Source organism: Alloalcanivorax gelatiniphagus, assembly GCF_005938655.1.
Lineage (GTDB): Bacteria > Pseudomonadota > Gammaproteobacteria > Pseudomonadales > Alcanivoracaceae > Alloalcanivorax > Alloalcanivorax gelatiniphagus.
The window spans coordinates 1-22,289 of record NZ_VCQT01000001.1 but is presented as its reverse complement, the minus strand read 5'-3'; the positions used below and the strand labels follow the sequence as shown (position 1 = coordinate 22,289).

Below are 22,289 nucleotides of genomic sequence, written 5' to 3'. Positions count from 1 at the left end.
CAGAAGATCGGAATCTGGCGGCGCCGTATGAATGCTAGCAATGGATCGATCGGTCGACAGCAACGTTTAAACTGCCCTTCCCGCTCCTGCCAGCCACTGAGCCTCATCCGGCAACAAGGCTTTGCTGCTTTTTTCCACGAGGAAGCTTTCCACTTTGTCCTGGGCCAATTCGAACGCCTGCTTAGCCTGTGCTTTATCTGGCAGATTTAACTGGTCATCATAGAGCGGCTGACATAGCCAGCTTGGGACCCATTTGGGATTTAAGATAGCTTTACCATTCTCAACCCCGATAAGAGCCAGTTCTTGGCGCGCGCGGCGCCCCCTATCGGTTTGCCACCTTGCTACCGCCGTCAGCAGCCAATCACTTCCCAGCTGCCCCGAAACCGCAGCCACGCCACCAAATTCATAGTCTGCCGCCGTACTCAGCAAATACTGGAAGAACCAGTTATCTGTGGTGATGGGAAGCAAGTCTTTCCTTCGGGTTGCAAGCATCCGGTCGAACACAACACCCCACCGGCTGCGAGAAACCCCCGTCGCCTCCTTGACTTCATCGGAAAACCGCAACTGCCACACCAGCCCTTTGTGGGTCTTTTCAAGGATCTCAATACCTAGAATTCTGCACATTCCTTCAACGAACGCCTGCAAATGGGCAGCGGAAATGCTAACAACACCATCTAGCTCTTTTCCGTCAAAGCTTGCAGCATGTTGGAACAATTCATGCTGCTTACTTGAAGCATTTCTTGCACGCTCTAAAGCTTCGTCAACTCGTTCAACTGTCCGAGCGATCGTTTCATTACTTGCGGAAATCAAGACTTCCTCTATGTCAATGAGATCAGCCAGCTCACCCAAGACATCGTCTTTTAACGCCTCGTTATATTCATGCTTTTCAACATTCGCCATATCCTCAGCAACTTTATCCAAACGCTGATACAGAATGTTTATAATTTGATCGTCCGCACTAGCACTTTGGTGCATATTAAAAACGATCACTCGCTTTTCCTGACCGTATCGGTACAAGCGCCCCATGCGTTGCACCAACCGCATAGGGTTCCAGGGCAAATCGTAATTGACCATGATATGACACTGATGTTGCAAATTTATGCCTTCACCGCCAGCCTCCGTAGAGACTAAGAACTGGGCTCCGCTTGCATCTTCAAAGCTGTCGATCGCTGAACGTCTTTCGTCCATGCTCATGCCGCCATGGATTAACACGGCGCTGCTCTCTCCAAAACGAGACTTAAGTGCCTGCTCAATCCAGCTCTGTGTACTACGATACTCCGCAAACACCAAAACCTTCTCTTTTATATTGCTCGCAACGATCACATCAACTATCGATTTCATGAAAGCATCGATTTTGGAATCCACGCCCTTTAGGTAATGTGCTTCGTCAATCAAATCCTCGAGGAGCGCCTCTTCCCCCTCAAAAAATGGAGTTGCTTCGGTTTTATAGACCGCCCGCTCCTCCACTTCACCTTGATAGCGACCGTCCTCGTCGTCGCCATCCTCTTCCTTCAGCCGGCCCTGGAGACGCTCCCTACGCTTAACTAGCGCATTGTGAATGGCGGCAACGCTAGAGGAGGCAAGCTTACGGTAGACAGCCATGACAAAGCCGATAGCACGTCCTTTATTGCTATTTAGGGCTGATTCTGCCGCATAGCCTTTTTTCAAATAGTCACGGAGCATGTTATCGAAGTTCTGAAAGGCTTCTGAAGATGGGATATTGATCTGCGTGACCGTCTTTCCAAAAAATATAAAGTTTCCATCCATGTCCGTGACGTCCGCCTTATAATTTCTGATCACCATTTCTCCAATAATTTCCGGATTTATTGAGAGGGTGTTAAGTTCTTCCCTTCTTTCCGGTTGAAGAAGCTCAAGAAGCGCTGTGAAACTATCCTCTTTTCCCTGATGCGGTGTGGCGGTAAGCAAAAGCATGGATTCAGTGCGACGTCTCAGCTTCTGCAACATCTCATATCTCTGACTAGCGTCGAGCTTGTTGCCATACTGCCTGCGAGTGAACCGGTGTGCTTCATCGACAATAATCAGATCCCATGGCTCTGCTTGCATGAGAGAGTCAAGATGCTCATCCTGTTTAAGGCGATCCATGGAACCTACAACATTATCAAACATCTTCCAGTGTCTTGGGTCGTTTACAGTGAAGTCATCACCGTATACCAAGAATTCATTCAGGCCGAACTTTCCGGACATCTCCTCCTGCCACTGCCGCGTCAATCCGGCCGGAGTGACGAGGAGGACGCGACGAGCTTCGCCACGCTGCCGGAGTGCCGACAAAAGCAGGCCGACCTCGATGGTTTTCCCAAGGCCGACATCATCCGCGATCAGCCAGTTATATTGACCAGAAGCCAGAATGTGATGAACAAGATGGATCTGGTGTGGTAGTGGGTCAATATCAAAAGACGCCAAAGCACCAGTATTTTCGTTCCAGAGACGAATTGCCCAGGCAAGTATCCTCAGTCTCTGACGCTCGGCGGCATCACCGTCGCCCAGCTTTCCGGTAAAGAATGCGTGCTTTACACCCCGGATCATCATAAGGCGCTGCCATGGCAACCATACTCGTTTATCCTTTTCGGGAAACTCCACCAAAACTTGGTCGTTACCGGCGATTTCTCGAGTAGATCGAACAACACCCCAACCCAAAGATCGCTGCGCTCTATATGCCGGCTTATGAAGAACCTGATGCCCTACCCGAAGAGCTGAGCGAATCTCTGATAAATTATGCCAGCGTACGTCATCATCTTTTACCCAGTAGACCTTGACCTTGTTCGCGCCTCTCTCTCCGACTGACCTTACAACGCCTAAAGTGCTATTATTTTTGTCGGCGGCGGGCGCAACTAAAGCCCCTCCTACAGGCTCCATCATCTCCACTCTCCGTCTCCGGGCATCAAACTTATAATATTATATCCATAAGGGACGCTCTCCCTGTGCATGCTCCAGCCTCCATAGGTACCCTCGACCTCTCCAAACAGATCAAAATCTATGAATGGCGGAGGTGGCTGACCGCAGCGCTCTGACACATCTTGCATATGCTCTATGATGTGTTTCAGGTACTGACTGAACGCCGCGAACTGATAGATTAAGTATCTGGTGTCGCTCCATTGTTGGAAGCAGTCTTCGATGAACAACAGCACTTCCTCGGCGCTGCTGGCCTGGAGTTGCCGCACGACTTTTAGAGCGAGAACCCATGATATTGCCGGTCCGCCGTCTATGGCCTTTCCTCGGAAGTAGTATCGACTATACCCCGCTCCGCCCCACAGCAACCGAATCTCGTGAAGCATCACAAGCTCATAGACGTCAACACCTTCATTCAACAAAAGGGATTCTAGGGCTTCTCGTGTCCTTCCACTGTTTCGGTGGTATGCCAGGATCTCAGCCAGAACACCTAGATCTTTCTTTGGCCAATCCGCATCCACGGCAAGGGCCGTCGCAAGTTGCTGTGCTTTCTCCAGATCGGTTAGTCGACTAGGCAGTTCTTCAGGCTCTTCAAAATCTGCATGGCTGGAACATTCACTATAGAGATCCGCATCTATCAGAAGCTCATCGGTGTCCTCCTCGAGCCCGGCTTCTTCATCGTCATCTACAGCGAAGAACTTGAGGTCTTCGTCATCGACTTCGAAGTCGGATCCGACTTCCAGGTCAGGCTCAGGTCCGAAGTCATCTTCCGCATCATCCGGACCGACTACATCGCCTTTTCCCGGGCAGGCCTTCAGTTGCGCAGCCTCTTGATCATCGGACCTTTCGATGTCAGCACCGTAACCGTCATGAGGGTTATAGTGTTTAGAAACTTCATTTAAGTTCTTGGTGTATTCGAGGTCATATAGATCAATTTCGCTTTGTTCCACATGGGAGCTAGACTCAGCAGACCGACGCCAGCGGCTATTGCCCGCTATTCCCAAGGAATATTTTAACCAATATGCTGCCAACTCTGGCTTTTTAGTCTTTACATAGATCTTTCCGAGCACACCAGCCGCCTTTTTGTCCAACGGGTGGGTTCTCAGGTGCGCTTCGAGTGAGTCGATCGCTTCGGCCCACTCACCTGATCGGAACAGGCGTTCAGCCCTTTGAAGCACCGAAACAGTCACACGCAGCACCTTTTTATTTCATGGCTTGTTCGCTGAGACGGAATCTTCATGAGGCTAAAGAGGTCGAGGAGCGTGCGGAAAGAGTCTGGAGGGAAATGATCAACGGGTTTACCGGCGCTCCGGGATGAGATCAATTTCCGGAACGATGAAGACACATTCAAAGGAGGCAGAGGAGTTTTCCAAGCGACGTCCGACTTCCTCCGCCCTATTCGTATTGGACGCGGACAGGATCTCGATCCTGAGGAACCACAATTCTTCCCCGCGTGCCAGAACGTCTTCAATCCTTGAATTACCCTTTCCATTACCCCTCCAGCCCAATATAGGGCGGCACGGCGTGCTGCCGCGTTTAAACCGGTGTTCCGGCCTTTTTTGAGAACCTTATCACAACCTTTACTTCATGCCAGCCCGTTAGGTAAGTCATGAAATATTGGCGTCCTTGCCTCAAGTCTCCGTCCGTGACACGCACCAATATATGGCGCTACTATTGACATGGCTATACTGGCTACATGAACATGTCGTATTTTCAGGCAGGAGACGGGGATGGTCCGTACCGCGCGAAAGAGTGCCGGCGAATGGCCGGTGCGCTGGGATTTGCTGCTGCGCTACCGTCTGATCGAGGTGGTGGCGCTGTGGGAAGGACGGCTGACCACCAATCATCTGAAGCGGGCTTTCGGTATCGGCCGGCAGCAGGCCAGCAAGGACATCAACACCTATCTGGTCGACTATGGGCCTGGCAACTTGGAGTACGACCGCTTCCTCAAGGGCTACCGGCCCGCCGAGGACTTCCGACCGGTGTTCACCCGAGGCGTGGCGGATGAATACCTGCAGATGATGCACGCCCGGGAGGACCTGGCCTGCTCACTCGAATCGTTGACGGTACGGGAGCTCAATACCGAGGTGCTGCTGCCGCCGGCTCGGGATCTGCGTCCCGAGGTGTTGCGCCCGGTACTGCAGGCCTGTCGGGAAAAGAAGCGAGTGGAGATTGAGTACGCCTCGCTGGCGAACCCTGAGCCCGAGTTCAGGGTGATCCAGCCGCACACCGTGGTACATACCGGTTTCCGCTGGCATGTACGGGCCTGGTGCGAGAAGAACGGCGACTTCAGAGACTTCGTGCTCAGCCGCATCAGCGATCGACCGGAGCTGGTTCTGCCGGCAGACCGCGGCGTCGAGGACGATGCAGCCTGGTGTGCCCGGGTGGCGGTGCGCCTGACGCCGGATCCGCGCCTCACCGACGCCCAGCGCGCGTTGATCGCCAGGGACTACGGCATGGTCCGCCAGCAACTGAAGATTGAGACTCGGGGCGCCCTGGTCAGTTATCTGTTGCAGCAGCTCCGCGTGGACCTGCCGGCAGAACAGCGCTCGCCGCAAGCGCAGCAAATCGTCGTTCAGAACCTGCAGGACATTGAACGCTGGATCACCATGGCGGATTAATTCGCCCTTCTAAATACTGCATAAACATGACCTTCCGGTCTGTTTATTGATTAATCTCCATTAGATCATTTTCTAATCGTCTGATAGCTTTTCGCCACCATGGTCGGCCCGAGAGGTGACCTCTATCCCGATAGAGGCGATGAGCGGCAATCCCCCATGAAAAAGAACAACATACCGATCCAACGGAAGTTAGAGCTATGGAAAGGCTAGTTAAACGCCCTCCCCACATTCACCCGTTTTTATATCTTTATAGATTGCACAGCCCGGCACTCTGGTTCTGTGTCATCCCGCATCTGGACTCGGAGGGCGATCGAAAGCTCAGAAGGAAAGATTTCAGAGACCGGAAGCACGGCGGTAAAGATGCAGCTTTTGCAGCCGCAAAAGCCTGGAGGGACGAGCAACTTACGCTTCCAGAAGTCAAAGCCGCCATGGGCGACCAGCGCCCTCTGAAGCTGTTCACCGAGAAAACTGAGGCCAATCCATTCGGCCTGGTCGGAATCCGGCCGGTACAAAGAGGCAAATCCCTAGACTGGAACATCACGGTGACCGCGCAGCAGGGCCGGAAGAAGAGTTTTTCCATGCGGCGGTACGGGATATGGGGGGCGTACCAGCGCGCTGTTTACCAGCGATGCGACTGGATAGGCGTCGACAACCCTAATATTGACGACCTGAAGATTCGCTTCAATCGTTGGCTTGAAGACAACCAACGCCTACTAGATTTGTATGGGTTAGAAGCAGATTAGAAACCAATACCCACCTCGTTAAAAGGCGTTTCGGGATCACTTGCTGATAGAAAAAATGGCTGATAGAGGCGCCATAGAAGGCGCCCAGCGGTTTCCCGGGGCGACTGGATGCTACTAAACGCATAACAAAAGCGGTGGCTCTACAGCACCAGGCCGGGGTCCCATAGGTCTGACCGTCCCCCTGTATGCTCCCGGCGCTGCAAGGCCAGCATCAGGTTGCGCGGATAGCCCTCAATCAACACCGGCATCGTAGGAGAGGTGCCGCCCGCGCCCCGTGCTCGCCCTCCCCGGCCACCACCGTAACCACTTCTTCCTCTAGCTTGACGGCCAGCAACCGGCTCAATGTGCCAGTCACACGCAAGCAGAGTTCGCAGGCCCGGCAAATGCGTCACGGATGGCAGCCCAAGAGAGGCGAGACGCCGTCGGGCGCGGGCTGTGATCCGGGATGCACACTCCACCAATAACGAGCGGAGCCATTGTTGGTTCGGTCGATTGCAATGGCGGCATGCCTTTATAAAGGTAACGGTGTAACACTTCGCGGCAAAGGTGGACGGGCCACCATACCTTCTGCCTTTCTGGTTTTCTGTCTTTCTTGAAAGCCAGAAATATGGCAGAATCGCCCTGCCTTTCTTTTGCATGAGGGCCAGGCACTGAGTGGAGATCGCCCAATGACTAGCAGCAAGACATCCGCACAGAGCGGTGAATCTGTAGCAGAAGCTGAGAAAGGAGCATCGCTCAATTTCAAAGTCAGCCCAGAATTCAAGAAACAGTTCAAAGGATTTGCGGTCGCTCAAGGGATTAGCATGACAGATCTTCTTAAAGAAGGTTTTTTTCTGTCACAAAAAAAACAGAACAATGGCCAGGCTAATGAATAAGGCCCTGTCTGCCAAAATCAGGCGATCTCAGTTCAACGGTGCCCCAAATGACACTTGACGAACCCTGCGCCTCACAAGCGTCAGTCGATTGGTTGCTCCCGGCTGGTGATGGCCGGCGCGTATCCCATATTGACGGACTGGTCACCGTCAGCGATTACGATTACAGAGGAAGGCCTCCGGAAGAAGTTTCTATTATGGAAAAGGCGCGCTCCTATGGCGCGCGTGCAGTTTTTTTTGAGGCTTCCCGCCATGGTAGGGCGCCTGTTGCCCAAGCTTTTATATTCGACTCTGGTGATGACCCAGATGATCCCGGCTTTGCCGAACTGCATAAACGCCTATGGAGCTGGGGTGCCATCCCTCTCGTTTACCGAGTACTACCTGGCTCTGTTCAGCTCTTTCGTTGCGCCCACGCACCGGATTTCGTTGGCAAAGATGGCACTCAGATTTGCGAGCCGGTGCGCACCCTTGCCATAGGTGCACAGATAGCCGCTGAGGACGCATGGTGGGACGCCAACAGAATACGAAACGGAACAATCTGGGATGACCCAGAAGTCTGTAAGCTCATGCTTTCCGCACAGAAGGCCGCGCATCGTACCCTGGTTGAGGCTGTCAGAGCATTAGCAGCAAGTCTATCGGAAAGGAAGCTACTTGCACCTCAGCTAAGCCGAAAGCTTCTTATTCTCTCGTTGCTCATTGCCTACCTTGAAGAGCGCTCAGTTCTTCTGCCTTCTGACTTTGAAAAGGTGCGTCGAGGAACTAAACGCTTTTTTGAGGTCCTAGGTGATGGCCAAGCGCTGTCCAGACTTCTTATAGCGCTGGAAGAACGGTTTAATGGCCATGTATTTCGCCTCACAAAAGAAGAACACTTGTCACTGGTAAACAATACTGAGCTTGTAAACTACGCCCGGCTGGTCGAGGGATATGAAGACGGAAATGGCCAGATGAGTCTTTGGCGTCTGTATTCATTTCGTGATCTGCCCATAGAGCTGATCAGCAATATCTACCAACTGTTCGTAAAAGACGCATCAAGTTCTATCTATACACCACCGGCCTTAGTTCGGCTTATGCTGGAAGAAACGTTGAGTTGGGATAAGCTTGACGAGCTAACAGCTGGAGAAGGTGTGATCCTCGATCCAGCGTGCGGGTCTGGCGTCTTTCTTGTCGAGGCCTACAAGCGACTAGTTCTGCACTGGCGTTGGCGCAACGACTGGGTTCGCCCAAGCATAAATGACTTGCGCTCACTGTTGGAGCGAGTTCATGGCATTGATGTTGAAGACGGCGCCATTGAGCTTGCTGCGTTTAGCCTCTGCCTCAGCCTTTGTGACGCGCTACAGCCGGAAGAAATTCGCTCCAGCGTTAAACTATTCCCGCCGCTCGCCGACGTCACTCTTCACCACAGTTGTTTTTTCGATGCGAAGCAAATGGAGCTGGTAAAATCACCAATTTCAGTCATTGTTGGAAACCCACCGTTTGCGTCGTCTCTCACAACAGAGGGCGCTCGACGTTGCTACGATTCTTATAAGAAAAAACATGATTATCTCGCGGACAAGCAATTGGCATACCTCTTTCTCCATGAAGCAATGGAGATGTTGGAAGAAAATGGCGTGCTGGCAATGGTCGAACCAGCAGGCTTTCTCTACAACCAGCATTCGCTCTCGTTCCGCCGATCTTTTTTAAGTCGCTGGAAGACGCGTGAGATTTTAGACTTTGTATCAGTTCGGGGACTTTTCAAAAAAGGGGGTGCAGACCCCAAGATCATTATTGTCATTGCCGAGGCAACAAGTTCTAAGCCAGACGGCCGCGTTCTACATGCGGTCTTTCGACGAAATGGACGTGCCACCGCTGAGCAGGGCTTCGATATAGACTATTACGATTTGCACTGGCTACGCAACGCAGATGCAACCTGCTCGCAGGATATTTGGCGAGCGAACCTACTAGGAGGTAATCGCGTCCATGAAATGATTACCCGTTTGCGCGGCTATAAAACGTTAAAAGAGTTTGCCACCGAGAGAGGCTGGGATTTTGGCGAAGGATATTTTGGTGGGCAAAAAAACAGTTCCGACAATACTCAGCATTTGATTGGTAAGCCGTTGCTGCCCACTCAAGCGCTGGGGGCTAAAGGCATTGATCGCTCCCTTATAATCGACGTTCCAGACGATCCAGTCAAAGACCCTAAGTCAGCCAATCGCTTTGCCGCTCCTCTTCTTCTCATTAAGGAGCACGAAAATCTTTATTTTGATGTATGGAAAGACGGTTATTTGACTTACAAGAACGAAATCGTTGGCTTTTCCGCCCCTGACGACCCCGAGGAGCTTTCGCAGATCGCCAACTGGCTTAAAAAGGAGTCAGTTGCATTACGCGCCTATGTTGCCGGAATAAGTTCTCGCCTCTTTACGCAACGAGCCACCTCTATATTTAATGCTGATATTTTTTCCATCCCCTATCCAGAAGAAAGGGATCTAGACTTAAGTGCCAATGAGAAAATTATTGCGGAAGATATCGTATCGTTCCAGCGTGATTTCATCAGACTCGGCACCAGCTCTCCTGCGATGCAGAAAGTTTCGACAGACGCCCTTGAAGCGTTTGATCGCGTTCTTGTTTCGCAGATCAATGGAGTCTATGGAGAAGGCCAACTTCAGGCACTTCCTTCAGAGCAATGGCCAGGCGCCATTTGCAAAGCATACGCATTTGGTGATGGAACGGTGGATTGGTCAGGCGCCGGCGAGCTGCGTGATCGTCTGGATGCTCTTCTTTATCAGCGACGAGGATCCAGCCTCACCGTTACGCGCATTACTCGATTATACGACAAGAACTTTCTGTTTCTTCTAAAGCCAGATCGTCATCGCTTTTGGATGCGTTCAATCGCGCTTCGTGACGCCGATGACGTTCTCGCAGACCTTCGTGAACAGGGGTTTTGACTTGCTTGCGGATGAAGCCGAAATTCAATCATATTCAGGGGTTCTCGATCCCGAAGTCCATCTTAAAGGTGAATGGTTCGACTCTTTGATCGAGTTTATTGGAGCTGAGTTGCCTGCTTGGCGTGATGATCCCATGAGACCAAGTCATAGCAACGAGAATGGTCTGACCTCGCAGCTTTGCTCGCACCTTGCAAGTGTGAGTCGACACACTCCCGGCTGGGATTTTCTTCAGTTCAAACGAGAAGAACCCGATGAAGTCGGCGCCGGTCGCGAAATAGACCTTGCCGTGGCACCAAGCGGGGCTGTGATTTGGATCGAAGGGCGACAGTACACGAAATATCAAACACTCTTACCGATCGAATGCAAACGATTGCCAACTCCTCCTGGAAGCAAACGTGATCGAAGAGAATATATTTACAGTAGCTTTAGCAGCACTGGAGGCATCCATCGATTTAAAGTTGGCCACCATGCCTCAGCGCATGTTAGAGCCGTGATGGTTGCATATATACAGGAAAAAGATATCCGGACTTGGGCTAAGCAACTTGATCGATGGATTGACGAATTAGAAATGTCCTTGGAAGGTGACTGGTCACTCGAAGATAAGCTCATTATGACTAGTCAAGACTCTGTATCTAAAACAGCTTTATTTCGGTCTACTCATATGCGTGGACTAGGGTTGAAAAAAATTAGAATTGACCATCTTTGGATAGAGATGTGAATTTTTCAAACTGGATAATTGGTAAATAGTGCCCGTCTAAGGATCATCTTTCACTCACTCCATACCATATACCGCCCACTCGGAGTTCTTCCGGTACTGGACCTTCAGAATTTCGCAACCGGAAGGTGTGATTTCGCAACGGTATCCGGGGCGAAGAGGCCACGGAGCTCGACGGGCTGCGTCTGGATTTCACCGGGCCGATTTCAGACTTAGTGGGCCTAATCTTGGCGATAGCTGGACTGGCTCCTTGGAAAGCCCCGTTTCTAGGAGCAGGTTAGGAGCTTAGTGGGGCCCCGGCCAAGTTTCGGGAAGCAATGGTGTAGGTAATTTCGCCGAAGTTATTGACAACCTTTCTATAGCAAGCTTAGCCGTAGTCCAGCGAAGTGCGGCGCTGGAGTCATGATGAAGGAAAAAAGGATGGACACAAAACGCGCCCACCTGTTTAAAGGTGAACATCTAAGCAAAATCTACTCACATCGCTGGGAATCTCACTCCGTTAACACGCAAAGGCCTCAACGCACCGGGTGCATAAGCTGGACTACCGTCCGCCTGCGCCATGCGGATGGTTCCTTTGTCATCCAAAAGCCCGACTTCTAGCATCTCTATCAGCTCGCTTGCCGTCACCTTTACCGTGTCGCGGGTGGTCGGTCCGGCATAGATCACATAGCGCCCGTCTCGAAGTGAAACGGGATGGCACTTCTTACCTGAACGGTTTGCACCCTCGACGGATCGCAACAACTTCTTCATGACTATCTCCTTTAAGACCTGATTATGATTCGTTGGACGAGTGGGTAGGCGTAAAGCGTTTCTGCTTTAGCAGGTAGGTCAACGCATCCCTTGGTGATGCCACCGAACGACTCATGCTTCTTGAACGGCTACCAACGCGCCCCCGATAACTGGTCCGCCGGAGCGTCAACTCTTCACCACGGGATGGAGAGGCGGCGTTTCTTACGGTGATTTCACTAAGCCCCGCCAGCAGCGCCACTTCCCGGATCGAAAGATCTTCTTCCGGCAGGCCGAGCACTGATAGCGAGTTCATCTCATCCAAATCCAGGTTGAATCCAAGCAATGGAAAGATGGCCCCTCGCGGATGGTCTGGCAGTTCCATCGGATTGCCGGCGAGCCAGCAGTCCAGCTTGGCCCGAGCGTAAAGGCCGCAAATGGTCTGTAGAAGGAGGGACTGGTGCTCACCAGGTCCACCGCTGAGCTCGATCAGGGGCTCAAGAACACCGACGAACTTGAGCGCATCGCTCAGCCAGTCATCCATGTGCCATCCAGGGAAAAGCGAAGGTTTGTCATCACCTTGAGGAGGGAGCTCGCCGCCGAAGGCGTACGAATGAGCAGCCAGAAGTTGATCTCTCGAAGGCACGCTTTTAGTGAAGTAACCGGCCTCCTCCATGTGTTGAAAGCCCGCATCAACTGCGTTTACCAGGTCGTCCGCCGTAAAGATGCCATCGACCTTGAACAACAATTCGTCAAACATTGGAATGCTTCCCGAGCAGTTAAGATACATTAACAATATATCCATTATTGATACATTGCAAACATATCTTTTCGGCCAGGAAGCCCTTGTGTCGGCTGCTCCGCTCGGGCGGCTACTTTTTATACAGCTGCTGCGCGCGCAGGACCTCGTCAGCGACTTCTTCCCGAAGGCCGTGCGGCTCGACCACTTCTACGCTCGCACCGAAGCCCAGGATCCACCACACCAGCTCCTGCGTGTGTTCAAGGTGCGCCGTAAGAAGAGTGCCGTCGTCGAGTTTCTGCAAGCTTTGGCTGGCATTAATCGGTGTCTCGTAGAGGTGGTCGCCGGCCCGACCCTTGAAGTTCAGCACGACTTCAATGCTCTCCCCGTACGGCAGATTCATCTGGCTATCCCGGAGATAACGGTCCAGATCGAAATCCCCCGCTCTCTCGACCTCATCGTCGAGCACCCTGACTTTCCGGAGCCGCTGCAGCGCCAAGTGCCGGTAGTCCTCGTACTGCCAGAATCTCACCACCAGATAGCGTACCGCGCCGCGATCGACCAGCGCGTACGGGTGGACGCGCTGAGATTCGGAGTTGTCCTTGTACCAAATGTCCATCTGCCGGTTGCGGTGGAGGGCGTCATAGACCTGATCCGCGATACCCGGCGCCACCTTGGCCGGCTGCAACGCAAAGCCCCGGGGCACATAGGCGACTTTGTCCGACCAGTACCGTTTGCCAATGGGCCGGTGCTTCTCGAACCAGCTTCTGGCTTCGCGAAACACCGGATCGAGCTTCTCCAGCGCGTCCTTCGCCATTAGAGGCTTCAGATAGCGGTGAACCAGGTCCCAGGTGGCCGCCATTTGTGCATCCATGCCGGGGATGGAGAGATTGCGCTCACTGTGGATCGACCAGCCGTAGGGCTGCGAGGCGTCATCACACCGAAGCATGGCCCCAAACTCGTGGGACGCGCTCAACTCTTCGAGGTAACGCTCCACCGAGCGCTTGCTGATTTCGTGACCATCGTTCGCCAGCTTTTCTTGGAGCTCCGCGCTGGTGGCCTTCCTCGGTGCCCGGGGCAACGCATGCAGCAAAGCCAGCATCCGGAAAGTTTTATTACTGATAGAGGCGCTAGCCGGCATACAACAAATCCCCATAATTCCCATGTTTTTAGTATCTCGACCGCTGCGACAGATACTGTCGCCCCGCTATCCATACTCGGGTTATCGCGGTCAAACGATGTCGCGCCCGCCGACAACGATCAGCGGACGGCAATTACACCAAAACGTAATGAACAGTAGAAGGCAAAGAGCGATGCTTTATGAACCCAAGCCTGGATCGCACCCCCACTGCGGCGAACCCAATTGGCCCACGCCCCCTGCGAAACGGACAACCAGCGTTAGGAAAGCAATGACAAAGGACTTGAATCGACCCCATACCACGGAACAGGCCAGCGATGCCGTGGATTTGCGGGAGGAGCACGTACCGCGCCCACTGGCGGCGGTCTGGGGCGCTTTCCTCTACGAGGGGCTCATGGTCTCCTCGCGCAATCCAGAGCGACGTAAGCATGTGCTCCTGCGCTGGAAGGAGAGCCGAGCTGAGCTCATTACTCAAAGTTGCGGCTATTTGGATCGGCTTTGGTTGCTCAGTCGCGATCGCTTGCGGGACGTGGCTTGGCCCGACCGCCCTTTCGAAGAGGAAGTGGTGACACAGTTTGGCGAACTGCTGGGTTACCACTTGATTCTGAACGACGGCGAGCTGCCCGACGAGAAAGAAGCCGATGCGGTGATCCGCTATTTGGTGGATCGCTTTTTCGGCGCCCGGGCTGAACCTGGTGCTGGAACTGACAAGTGATGTCAGCCCTTCCCAAGCAGCTCGAGCCAAGCCTTGCGTCGCTTAGCGGGAAGTTTGCGATAGGCCTTTAGCAGATCGGCTTCACCTTCATTGCGGGCGACCAAGGGCTGCTCGGTCGGCAATTCTCGGTCGGCATCCAGGCCGCAGATCAGATCGTCCAAAGAGACATCAAGAACAACCCTGAGCTTCGGCAGCAACCGGAAGCCTGGCTTCTCGCGGCCGTTCTCCCATGCGGAGACGGACGCTTTAGTGACATTAAGCTCCTCGGCCAGCGCTTCCTGGGTCAAACCCAACCGCTGTCGAGCGGACTTGAGACGTTCCTGGAAACCTGACATGAGCGGGGCCTCGGTATCGATCAGCCCTCACAAAGTACGGCACGCCCGAACCTCTGTCGTACAGGTTATCTTGACTCTTAATGTGTGGTAAATCCATACTTTTAGAGTTTGGGGATTGTGACCCGCCGCTCATATCAGAGCATCCGAGAGCACTCCTAACCCAACCGGGAACTCCCGGCATGGGTTCGTGCGCCCGGGCTGAGCCCGGCCGGCGCATAACTGAAACCCGAAACGCAATAAAATAGGGAGCAATAACAATGATTCGAAGGATCGGTTACGGCCTGCTTACGGGCCTGATTTTGAGCGGTTGCGGTGGCGGGGGCTCGGATTCGAGCGCGCCTGCGCCAGACGGCGGTTCCGGCACCTCAAACAACGCCCCGGTTGCTCAGGTTGGGGCCGATCAGAACGTCAAAGTCGGCGACACCGTCACGCTGGATGGCAGTGCCAGCCGGGACCCCGACGGCGATACTCTCAGCTACCACTGGGAAATCACCACGCTACCGGAGAGCAGCGCCGCCACGCTGACGGAAGTAAGTACTCCCAAACCCCGGTTCCCTGCGGACGCGGCGGGCCGCTATGTCGTCACCCTGGTGGTCAACGATGGCCAGGCCGATAGCGAAGCCGCTTCGGTTGAGGTGGTGGCTGCCGTCCAAAACAGCGCCCCGGTCGCGGATGCCGGGCCGGATCAGAATGTCGCCACGGGAGCAGCCGTCCAGCTCGACGGCCGCGACAGCAGCGACGCAGATGGCGATACCCTGACCTACCAGTGGTCCTTCACCCACCGCCCCGCGAGCAGCACCGCAGACCTGCAGGAAGCGGACACCGTCCAGCCCTCCTTCACGCCGGATCAGGATGGCGAGTATCGCCTCGCCCTGGTGGTCAACGACGGCCTGGTCGATAGCAGCGCGGATGAGGTCGTCATTATGGCCACCACTGCCAACAGCGCTCCGGTCGCGGACGCGGGATCGGATCAAAACGTCGTCGAAGGTGACACCGTGACCCTGGATGGCAGCAATAGTAGCGACGCGGACGGCGACGCCCTCAGCTATCACTGGCGTTTCGTGTCACGCCCTGGTGGCAGCGCCGCCACGCTGGGTGATACCGAGACCGCTCGGCCCAGCTTCCAGGCGGACGCCGCCGGTGATTACGTGATTGAACTGATCGTCAACGATGGGGAAGCCGACGGCCCCCCCGATAACGTGACCGTTACCGCTGCGGAAGCAAACTCGGTGCCCGTCGCGGATGCCGGCGCCGATCAAGCCGTTGTCGCAGGCGACCGGGTCACGCTGGACGGTCAGGACAGCCAGGATGCGGATGGTGACCGGCTGACCTATCAGTGGCAGTTTGTGTCCACTCCCGATGGCAGCCTGGCGTCCCTGGAGGACGCTGACACCATGGCGCCGTCTTTCGAGGCGGATCTGCCCGGCAGCTACGTGATCAGCCTGGTGGTCAGCGATGGCGAGGATGAGAGCGAAGCAGTCCGGGTTACGGTCACTGCCACCGAGCGTAACGCTGCGCCCATCGCCGACCCTGGCGACGACCAGGAGGTGGTGGAAGGTGAGACCGTGCGACTGGACGGGTCCGCCAGCTCCGATGCGAACGGTGACGAGCTGTCATACCAATGGCGCTTCGTCAGCCGGCCCGACGGCAGTTCCGCGTCCTTGAGCGATCCCAGCAGCGCGTCCCCGGAGTTCGTTGCGGATCAGCCCGGCACCTTCGTGCTGGAACTGGTTGTCAATGATGGGGAGCTCGACAGCATTGCGCAGACAACGACCATCACGGCCACCCGCGCTAACGTGAAGCCGGTGGCTGATGCCGGCGCCGATCAGGCGGTGGTAGCGGGGACAACCGTTACCCTGGATGGCAGTGCCAGCAGCGACGCGGACGGCGACACCCTCACCTATACCTGGCGTTTCGTATCCACGCCGAGTGGCAGCGCGGCCACCCTCTCCGACACCGACGCCGTGGCCCCAACCTTCACCGCTGATGTCGCTGGCAGCTACCTCGTAGCATTGGTCGTCAACGATGGCGAGAAGGACAGTGCGGAGGATCGAATCACCGTGACCGCTGCGGAAGCCAATACGGCGCCAGTGGCCGACGCCGGCCGTGACCAGAATGCCATGACCGGCACGCTTGTCACTCTGGATGGCTCAAACAGCAGCGATGCGGACGGCGACACTCTGGTGTATCAGTGGAGCTTTGTCTCCCGGCCATCCGGGAGCGCCGCGACACTGGTGGATGGGGCCTCTGCCACGCCTGCGTTCACCCCAGACCTGGACGGTACGTATGTGCTGGAGTTGGTGGTCGACGACGGTGAGCTGGAAGGCACTGACCGGGTCCAGGTGACCTCGGAAACCGCCAATAGCGCTCCGGTTGCCGACGCCGGGGCAGATGCCACGGTCTACACCGGCAACCGCGTTGAGCTCGACGGCAGCGGCAGCTCCGACGCCGATGGCGACACCCTGACCTACGCCTGGTCACTGAGCAGCCTGCCCGCCGGCAGCGGGGTGTCATTACGCGATGCCGCCACGGCGCGCCCCTCCTTCACACCCGATGTGGCGGGGGATTACGTGGCCAAGCTGACCGTGAATGACGGGGAGGCCAACAGCGAGGAAGACACCGTCCGCATCACCGTTCTGGAACCGGCTTTGGCCATGGAGCAATACGACGAAGGCGATGTGTTCAATCCTCCCTCCTGGAGAAACGTGGGCCTGCCTTACACCAGTAACAGCTCCATCAACCGGACCTGTGCCGGCACCTGCGGCACCATCGAGCTGGCCCGGTTCCGACTGGAAGCCCAAGGCCAGAGCTATAGCCTCAGGAATGTCCAGGTGACAAGAGTCGACGGCGGGCCTTTACCGGCCGGCCTGAACGCTCGCTTCTCCGGAATCAGCAGCGGGCAAACCATCGAGGCCGATGAGACGCTGTCGTTCAGCCTGCTGGTGGAGCACGTTGACGCGTCCGTGCAGGTCGAGTTCGCCTTCCGGGTGGATGAGACCGGCGACGCCTTCAGTAGCCGCTACACCCTTAATTTACGCTAGCAGTGATAGGCCTCATGCCACTGGCATGGGGCCCTAACCGCTACGTACCGACCTCTATTTGATAACGGTGGACACCAGAGCTATATTTTTCGGTCTTTAAAAGAAGCCAATAATAATCCAGTGAGTACTCCACAGGGGGATAAATCGTGCTCGATAAAGCCAAAAAAGGCCTAACTGCTGCCCAACGGGCCGCTGGCCAAGTCTACGATGAAGCAAAGGACCGCGCGGAAGGCGCCTACGAGATCGGCAGGAACTCCGTGGACGGAGTCTATGAAGGTGTTCGTGACAAGGTCACAGAGGAACCGGCCAAGACCCTCACCTCATGGTGCTCTTGGTGCGGCACCTATGGCGATCATGTTTTAAGCGTTAAACGCACCGTGGGCCGATCTACATACGTCTGTCAAAACTGTGAGCTGAATACAATACGGTGCCGGCACTGTAAGAACATGGCCAAAGCTGCCTCAAAGACAGAGGATTCAGAGCCATCCGAAAATAAGAAAAGCAGGATAGCCAAGCTCTTAAAAGATAACTGGAACCACGAGCTTTGCGCGGAACATGACGGCAGCATACCGAACTTCGAGCGCGCCCACGATAAAATCAGAGAGCTCGGTGAGTTCAGGCGATTGATGGAGCCCAAATCGCGCAACCTCTACGGACTCGCCAAGAACGCGAGCATGATCGTTGGTGGCGTGGCGGCTGTGGGCACCGGCGCTGCCGTGGTGGCTCCCGGTATAGCAGCGGCTCTGGGCTCCGCCGGCATTCTGGGGGCCGCCAGTACAGGAACGGCAATTTCAAGCCTGAGTGGCGCAGCGCTCACCAGTGCCTCGTTGTCCGCCATCGGGCCAGCGGGATTGAGTATTATCACAGCGACCGGAGCGGGGTTGGGGGGGCGTGCCGGTTTCGGCATCGCCAATTCCTACCTTAAGGACATCCCGGACTACGACTTTTTTTATCGGCGGGCTCCCGTAAAGGACAGCGGCCACCGGATAGTCGTCGTAAACGGCTTTATGACGGAGGAAGATAAAGACGGCCATGACTGGTGCGAAGGTCTGGAAGGTTATTCCGAGGACAGTGGGCTTTGGTATTTGTCCTGGGAATCCAAAACACTGCTTAAACTAGGTAAGACCTTCTCAGGCACTGGCGGGCACTGGTTGTCGGGGTCTGTGGCCGCCAAAGCAGCCGGCTTGGCTTCCAAACAAGTAGCCAAAAGGCTGTCTTTTGTGACCAATGCTCTCACGGTTAGCGAGCTCGCCAGCAATCCTTGGCACTCAGCGATGCTAAACGCCGAGAAGGCCGGCACTTTGCTAGCCGAAGCCATAAGCCGCACAGAAGGGCAGACATTCACACTCATGGGTCACTCTCTGGGTGCCCGCGTGGTTTTCTTTGCGCTGCTGGCCCTGGCCACCAAAGATCCCGAGAAACGCTTTGTTGATAAAGTCATTCTCATGGGTGGCGCGGTTGGACGAACTGATGTGGAATCCTGGGATTCGGCTGCGTCTGCGGTCTCGGAGGGAATTTATAACTGCTACTCCAATAGAGACCGGGTGCTCCAGCTTCTGTATCAAGGTGCGAACGCAGGCCTTTCGAAGCCCGCTGGGCTCGGCCCCGCATCCTGCTCGTATGATTCGGTCCGGAACATCGATTTTTCCGACCTCATTGATGGGCACAACGCTTGGAAGCCCAACCTGAAAGAAGTGCTCGCTCGGCTGCAGGTGAACTAACTTCACTCGTACGTGCGGGTAAGCCGCTTTCTCATGGCAGAGCGGCCTGAGGCTTCGCCGTGCAAAGTAAGTAGCCGCCCCCGGTTGAACGGGGCCGGTCAACGATCAAATCACGGGCGGGATCTGACCGATAAAGAAGATACCGCCGGTCCGATCCGCAGTGGGCGCCACGGCAATCAAATCCCCATCCTGCGCAATCGCGATGCCCTGCAGTGTCTCTCCATCATAGGTACAGGTACCACCTTCAAACGTTACGTTCAGGTTATAGACGTCGCCACTTTCGCGAGGGGCCACTGTGCCGTTGAACGTGCATCCGAAGTCGTCCACGCCTGAGAAGTTGCCCTGAGTATCGATATCAACCTCGGCATCGCCCTGGCCGCCCGGGTTTAGGGCCGTACCCTCATAGGTGCCAGCATCCTCGGTCAGGTCCGGAGTCTGCTCGTAACTGTCTTCATAGGCCAAGCTGAACCCGACCTCGTCCCCGCTTCCGTCCTCCACGACCTCACCGGTAAGGTTCTGCTTGCGCGTAAAGGTCGCATCCAGGCTACCTTCATATACCTGGCCGTCCACGAAATTGAAGTCTCGGGCGTTTGACGAAGTGAAGCGGTCCCCGCGAGCGGTGCCCCGGCCTTGAACAACCCCTTGAAGCTGATAGATGCCGCCACTGTCCTCGCCGTACAGGACGTAGTAATCACCATTATCCAGCACCACGCCGATCAGTTGCGCGCCAAGGTCGCTGGTCCCCGCGTAAAAGCCTTCTGGCGCCGGGTCGCTCGTGTCGGGCAGCATGCCGTTCGAATCGCTACTGTCGCCACCACAGGCCACCAGCCCCACAACCAGAGGCACGGCCCAGAGCGTTTTGCCGAGTGCATTTAACACCTTCATTGCGTTCTCCTTTTTATGGTTATCAACTTCCATTGCCGCCTGTCCGGCGGCGTTTATCAGGCCTCCACCCAGGTGAACCTCTCCGAGCTCAACGGGTGGCGGCCATCCCACCGATACGCCGCCAACCGGCCCCCTTGCCGGGCGGCGACGCTATAATCAAGGCAAGCCACGTCCGCCGTGAGCGGGCGCGGCTCGCCACGCAACCAATAATGACCAATGAAAACCGGCTTCTCGCCGTCATAACCAGGCAGCAGCCCATCGGCGACGGGCGTATCCGGGACGCTGGCCAGGGTGATCTCGGGAACCAGAGCCAGGTCTCGATAGCTGGCAGGCGAGTCCAGCCACCAGCGCGTGCGGATCTCACGGCGTGGGTGGCCGTCCTTGTCATGGAAAGCCGCGCCGTCCGGCAATGCCACCTCCAGGCCTTTGAGAACGGTTTCCACCGCCTCGAACAGAGGCTCGCCCTTGGTGGCAGCGGCGACCCAGGCGTTGTCGCGCAACCGGCCGCCACGGTCCAAATAGGGCCTGAGGCGCCCGAGCTGCTCCGGGTGCCAGCAGGCGTGGACGGCGCGCAGTTCAGGGAGCTCCAGATAGAGCGGCAGGGTACGAAACCAGTCCAGCATCTCGCGGTGGAGGCGGGAGTCCTCTTCCACCTGGTCCAGAAATGCCCTGTGTTGGTGTCGGTTCTTGGCGGAATGCGGGCGCAGGTAGGCACCGGGCTGGTGCGGATCAGGCGTAGCCCAAGCCACGGCATTGAATTCGTGGTTACCCATGATCGCCAGCGCCTCGCCGGCATCCACCATGGCGCGCACGATACGCACCACCTCCACCTGCTCCGGCCCCCGATCGATGTAATCGCCCAGGAAAAGTGCGCGGCGGGAAGGGTGGCGCCACACGCCGGCGGACTCCACATAGCCCAGCCGATCCAGCAGCCGCTTCAACGACCCTGCGTGACCGTGGATATCCCCAATAATGTCGTACACGACTTCCCCCAAAATGACGTCCTGTCCGGGGCAGAGCTTAGGCGGTTGGCGGTGGAGGGTGAAGACTGAACGGACGAACAGGTCGCGAATCGGAGCAGGTAAAGTAGATTAGTCACCGTTTTTGTGACTATCCCGCTCCTCTATCCTGGCGGCCATCCACTGGTCGACCTCGTCCGACACCCAGGCAACAGCGCGCCCACCCAAAGAAACGGATCTTGGGAATTGGCCGAGCGCCATTCGATTGTAAATAGAGGACCGGCAAAGCCCGGTTATAGCAATCACTTCCGATAGACGCATGAATCGCATTCGGTGCCTCTCCATAATCCGGGCACATGGCCAGCCAGACAATCAGCGCAAAACCGGAAAACCACGGTACCTGTTTAAGAAAACCTGCTATTTCCGCTACAGGTAGCGGAAATAGCGGCATTTTACTCTATCCCTTTAGCGGACAGCACCAATATCGGCCCATGCCCGACGGCAGGCCAGGCCTTTTGCCAGTGCCCGGCCCGCTGCGTAAGAACGTACACCGGATCCCCATAGTATAGAGAGGGGGAACCAGCATTCATGGGGCTCTCAGAACCAAACAGGCGCATTAAAAGTCAGGACCTATCTATTCTTTAATTTCGATTAATATAAATGATGACTTCTCTATCCCGCTTATCTGTAAAAGCCCCCTCCTCAATGGCCTGTTCTGACTACCCAGCGATCTCAACAAACCATCGGAATCTGGAGACAGGTATGTGCGAACAGCACCACATATCGCCTGAAGCGCAGCGCCAACTTGATGCTCTAAGCCACTTCCATCTAACCCGAGACAAGGGTCTGGACGTCTACAACCCAAACGACAACGCGGACACCACCTACCTCGTGAATCCACCGCATTCGGCAGAGGCTCTGCGGGACGTCACCAAACTGCTCGACGAATTACTCCACAAGAAGCGACTGGTCATCAGTCGACGCCAGGAAACCGGCCAGGGGTTAATAAAGCGCATCCGCAACGAGAAGACACGACTGGTGGAGTCCTGCGCGTTGCTCACCAAGGGCTACTTTGCAGGCTATGTGAACCGCCCCGGGTATCGAGGAGGCTCCAGTATCTGAGAGAATGGAGCCATGACCAAATCCAAAAAGTTTTCCCCTGAGGTTCGAGAGCGAGCGGTACGCCTGGTGCAGGAGCACCGTGGCGAATACCCGTCGCTGTGGGCGGCGGTACAGTCCATTGCCCCCGCA

General features: G+C 55.6%; 18 protein-coding genes. 9 read left to right on the top strand and 9 right to left on the bottom strand.

Going from position 1 to position 22,289, the window contains the following annotated elements; genetic code table 11:
• Positions 1-66: 66 nt before the first annotated feature.
• Together FGS76_RS00090 and FGS76_RS00085 are read right to left on the bottom strand one after the other, a co-directional pair.
• Positions 67-2,877 carry a helicase-related protein gene (locus FGS76_RS00090; RefSeq protein WP_138770600.1) on the bottom strand — a complete coding sequence of 937 codons (2,811 nt, stop codon included), beginning with the start codon at positions 2,875-2,877 and terminating at the stop codon, positions 67-69.
• Positions 2,874-4,097 carry a tetratricopeptide repeat protein gene (locus FGS76_RS00085; RefSeq protein WP_138770599.1) on the bottom strand — a complete coding sequence of 408 codons (1,224 nt, stop codon included), beginning with the start codon at positions 4,095-4,097 and terminating at the stop codon, positions 2,874-2,876. Before FGS76_RS00085 ends, FGS76_RS00090 begins: the two co-directional genes overlap by 4 nt.
• Before the next feature lie 540 nt (positions 4,098-4,637).
• Here FGS76_RS00085 and FGS76_RS00080 point away from each other — a divergent pair.
• The 5 genes from FGS76_RS00080 to FGS76_RS00060 all read left to right on the top strand — a co-directional run bounded on the left by FGS76_RS00080 (position 4,638) and on the right by FGS76_RS00060 (position 10,782).
• On the top strand, positions 4,638-5,528 hold the full coding sequence (locus FGS76_RS00080; RefSeq protein WP_138770598.1) for a helix-turn-helix transcriptional regulator: 891 nt from the start codon (positions 4,638-4,640) through the stop codon (positions 5,526-5,528).
• Positions 5,529-5,725: 197 nt separating this feature from the next.
• A complete protein-coding gene (locus tag FGS76_RS00075) occupies positions 5,726-6,271 on the top strand; it encodes a hypothetical protein (protein WP_138770597.1) in 546 nt (181 codons plus the stop codon).
• A 668-nt stretch (positions 6,272-6,939) separates the two neighbouring features.
• Positions 6,940-7,146: a hypothetical protein gene (locus FGS76_RS00070; protein WP_138770596.1), complete on the top strand. Its 207-nt coding sequence runs from the start codon at positions 6,940-6,942 to the stop codon at positions 7,144-7,146.
• 47 nt (positions 7,147-7,193) lie between these two features.
• On the top strand, positions 7,194-10,064 hold the full coding sequence (locus FGS76_RS00065; RefSeq protein WP_138770595.1) for an HsdM family class I SAM-dependent methyltransferase: 2,871 nt from the start codon (positions 7,194-7,196) through the stop codon (positions 10,062-10,064).
• A 1-nt stretch (position 10,065) separates the two neighbouring features.
• On the top strand, positions 10,066-10,782 hold the full coding sequence (locus tag FGS76_RS00060) for a hypothetical protein (protein WP_138770594.1): 717 nt from the start codon (positions 10,066-10,068) through the stop codon (positions 10,780-10,782).
• 471 nt (positions 10,783-11,253) lie between these two features.
• Here the strand turns inward: FGS76_RS00060 and FGS76_RS00055 are convergent, their stop codons facing one another.
• The 3 genes from FGS76_RS00055 to FGS76_RS00045 form a co-directional block, all read right to left on the bottom strand.
• Positions 11,254-11,529 carry a hypothetical protein gene (locus FGS76_RS00055; protein ID WP_138770593.1) on the bottom strand — a complete coding sequence of 92 codons (276 nt, stop codon included), beginning with the start codon at positions 11,527-11,529 and terminating at the stop codon, positions 11,254-11,256.
• A gap of 22 nt (positions 11,530-11,551) precedes the next feature.
• Positions 11,552-12,265 carry a hypothetical protein gene (locus tag FGS76_RS00050; protein WP_138770592.1) on the bottom strand — a complete coding sequence of 238 codons (714 nt, stop codon included), beginning with the start codon at positions 12,263-12,265 and terminating at the stop codon, positions 11,552-11,554.
• A 112-nt stretch (positions 12,266-12,377) separates the two neighbouring features.
• A complete protein-coding gene (locus FGS76_RS00045; RefSeq protein ID WP_240692324.1) occupies positions 12,378-13,346 on the bottom strand; it encodes a helix-turn-helix transcriptional regulator in 969 nt (322 codons plus the stop codon).
• A gap of 307 nt (positions 13,347-13,653) precedes the next feature.
• On the opposite strand from FGS76_RS00045, the gene FGS76_RS00040 reads away from it, so the two are divergent.
• Complete coding sequence (locus FGS76_RS00040) at positions 13,654-14,097, top strand: hypothetical protein (protein ID WP_138770590.1); 444 nt, start codon at positions 13,654-13,656, stop codon at positions 14,095-14,097.
• Positions 14,098-14,099: 2 nt separating this feature from the next.
• Here FGS76_RS00040 and FGS76_RS00035 read toward each other — a convergent pair whose 3' ends face one another.
• A complete protein-coding gene (locus tag FGS76_RS00035; RefSeq protein ID WP_138770589.1) occupies positions 14,100-14,432 on the bottom strand; it encodes a helix-turn-helix transcriptional regulator in 333 nt (110 codons plus the stop codon).
• Positions 14,433-14,689: 257 nt separating this feature from the next.
• Here FGS76_RS00035 and FGS76_RS00030 point away from each other — a divergent pair, with 257 nt between their 5' ends.
• A complete protein-coding gene (locus FGS76_RS00030; RefSeq protein WP_138770588.1) occupies positions 14,690-17,473 on the top strand; it encodes a PKD domain-containing protein in 2,784 nt (927 codons plus the stop codon).
• Positions 17,474-17,619: 146 nt separating this feature from the next.
• Positions 17,620-19,194, top strand: a complete 1,575-nt coding sequence (locus FGS76_RS00025) for a DUF726 domain-containing protein (protein ID WP_138770587.1) — start codon at positions 17,620-17,622, stop codon at positions 19,192-19,194.
• Between the two features lie 105 nt (positions 19,195-19,299).
• Here the strand turns inward: FGS76_RS00025 and FGS76_RS00020 are convergent, their stop codons facing one another.
• The 3 genes from FGS76_RS00020 to FGS76_RS00010 all read right to left on the bottom strand — a co-directional run bounded on the left by FGS76_RS00020 (position 19,300) and on the right by FGS76_RS00010 (position 21,359).
• Complete coding sequence (locus tag FGS76_RS00020) at positions 19,300-20,112, bottom strand: hypothetical protein (RefSeq protein WP_138770586.1); 813 nt, start codon at positions 20,110-20,112, stop codon at positions 19,300-19,302.
• A 23-nt stretch (positions 20,113-20,135) separates the two neighbouring features.
• On the bottom strand, positions 20,136-21,062 hold the full coding sequence (locus tag FGS76_RS00015; protein WP_138770585.1) for a metallophosphoesterase: 927 nt from the start codon (positions 21,060-21,062) through the stop codon (positions 20,136-20,138).
• A gap of 108 nt (positions 21,063-21,170) precedes the next feature.
• The gene (locus tag FGS76_RS00010) at positions 21,171-21,359 is read right to left on the bottom strand and encodes an AlpA family transcriptional regulator (RefSeq protein WP_205717139.1); all 189 of its coding nucleotides are present in this window, start codon (positions 21,357-21,359) and stop codon (positions 21,171-21,173) included.
• A gap of 441 nt (positions 21,360-21,800) precedes the next feature.
• Here FGS76_RS00010 and FGS76_RS00005 point away from each other — a divergent pair, with 441 nt between their 5' ends.
• The gene (locus FGS76_RS00005) at positions 21,801-22,160 is read left to right on the top strand and encodes a hypothetical protein (RefSeq protein WP_138770583.1); all 360 of its coding nucleotides are present in this window, start codon (positions 21,801-21,803) and stop codon (positions 22,158-22,160) included.
• The last annotated feature ends 129 nt before the right edge of the window (positions 22,161-22,289 follow it).

What these genes read in the sequence shown, in the direction of transcription:
- FGS76_RS00045 (WP_240692324.1), bottom strand. Translation starts at nt 13,346, where the DNA reads ATGCTGGCTTTGCTGCATGCGTTGCCCCGGGCACCGAGGAAGGCCACC.
- FGS76_RS00075 (WP_138770597.1), top strand. Translation starts at nt 5,726, where the DNA reads ATGGAAAGGCTAGTTAAACGCCCTCCCCACATTCACCCGTTTTTATAT.
- FGS76_RS00080 (WP_138770598.1), top strand. Translation starts at nt 4,638, where the DNA reads ATGGTCCGTACCGCGCGAAAGAGTGCCGGCGAATGGCCGGTGCGCTGG.
- FGS76_RS00055 (WP_138770593.1), bottom strand. Translation starts at nt 11,529, where the DNA reads ATGAAGAAGTTGTTGCGATCCGTCGAGGGTGCAAACCGTTCAGGTAAG.
- FGS76_RS00030 (WP_138770588.1), top strand. Translation starts at nt 14,690, where the DNA reads ATGATTCGAAGGATCGGTTACGGCCTGCTTACGGGCCTGATTTTGAGC.
- FGS76_RS00070 (WP_138770596.1), top strand. Translation starts at nt 6,940, where the DNA reads ATGACTAGCAGCAAGACATCCGCACAGAGCGGTGAATCTGTAGCAGAA.
- FGS76_RS00065 (WP_138770595.1), top strand. Translation starts at nt 7,194, where the DNA reads ATGACACTTGACGAACCCTGCGCCTCACAAGCGTCAGTCGATTGGTTG.
- FGS76_RS00035 (WP_138770589.1), bottom strand. Translation starts at nt 14,432, where the DNA reads ATGTCAGGTTTCCAGGAACGTCTCAAGTCCGCTCGACAGCGGTTGGGT.
- FGS76_RS00050 (WP_138770592.1), bottom strand. Translation starts at nt 12,265, where the DNA reads ATGTTTGACGAATTGTTGTTCAAGGTCGATGGCATCTTTACGGCGGAC.
- FGS76_RS00020 (WP_138770586.1), bottom strand. Translation starts at nt 20,112, where the DNA reads ATGGAAGTTGATAACCATAAAAAGGAGAACGCAATGAAGGTGTTAAAT.
- FGS76_RS00090 (WP_138770600.1), bottom strand. Translation starts at nt 2,877, where the DNA reads ATGATGGAGCCTGTAGGAGGGGCTTTAGTTGCGCCCGCCGCCGACAAA.
- FGS76_RS00005 (WP_138770583.1), top strand. Translation starts at nt 21,801, where the DNA reads ATGTGCGAACAGCACCACATATCGCCTGAAGCGCAGCGCCAACTTGAT.
- FGS76_RS00040 (WP_138770590.1), top strand. Translation starts at nt 13,654, where the DNA reads ATGACAAAGGACTTGAATCGACCCCATACCACGGAACAGGCCAGCGAT.
- FGS76_RS00010 (WP_205717139.1), bottom strand. Translation starts at nt 21,359, where the DNA reads ATGCGTCTATCGGAAGTGATTGCTATAACCGGGCTTTGCCGGTCCTCT.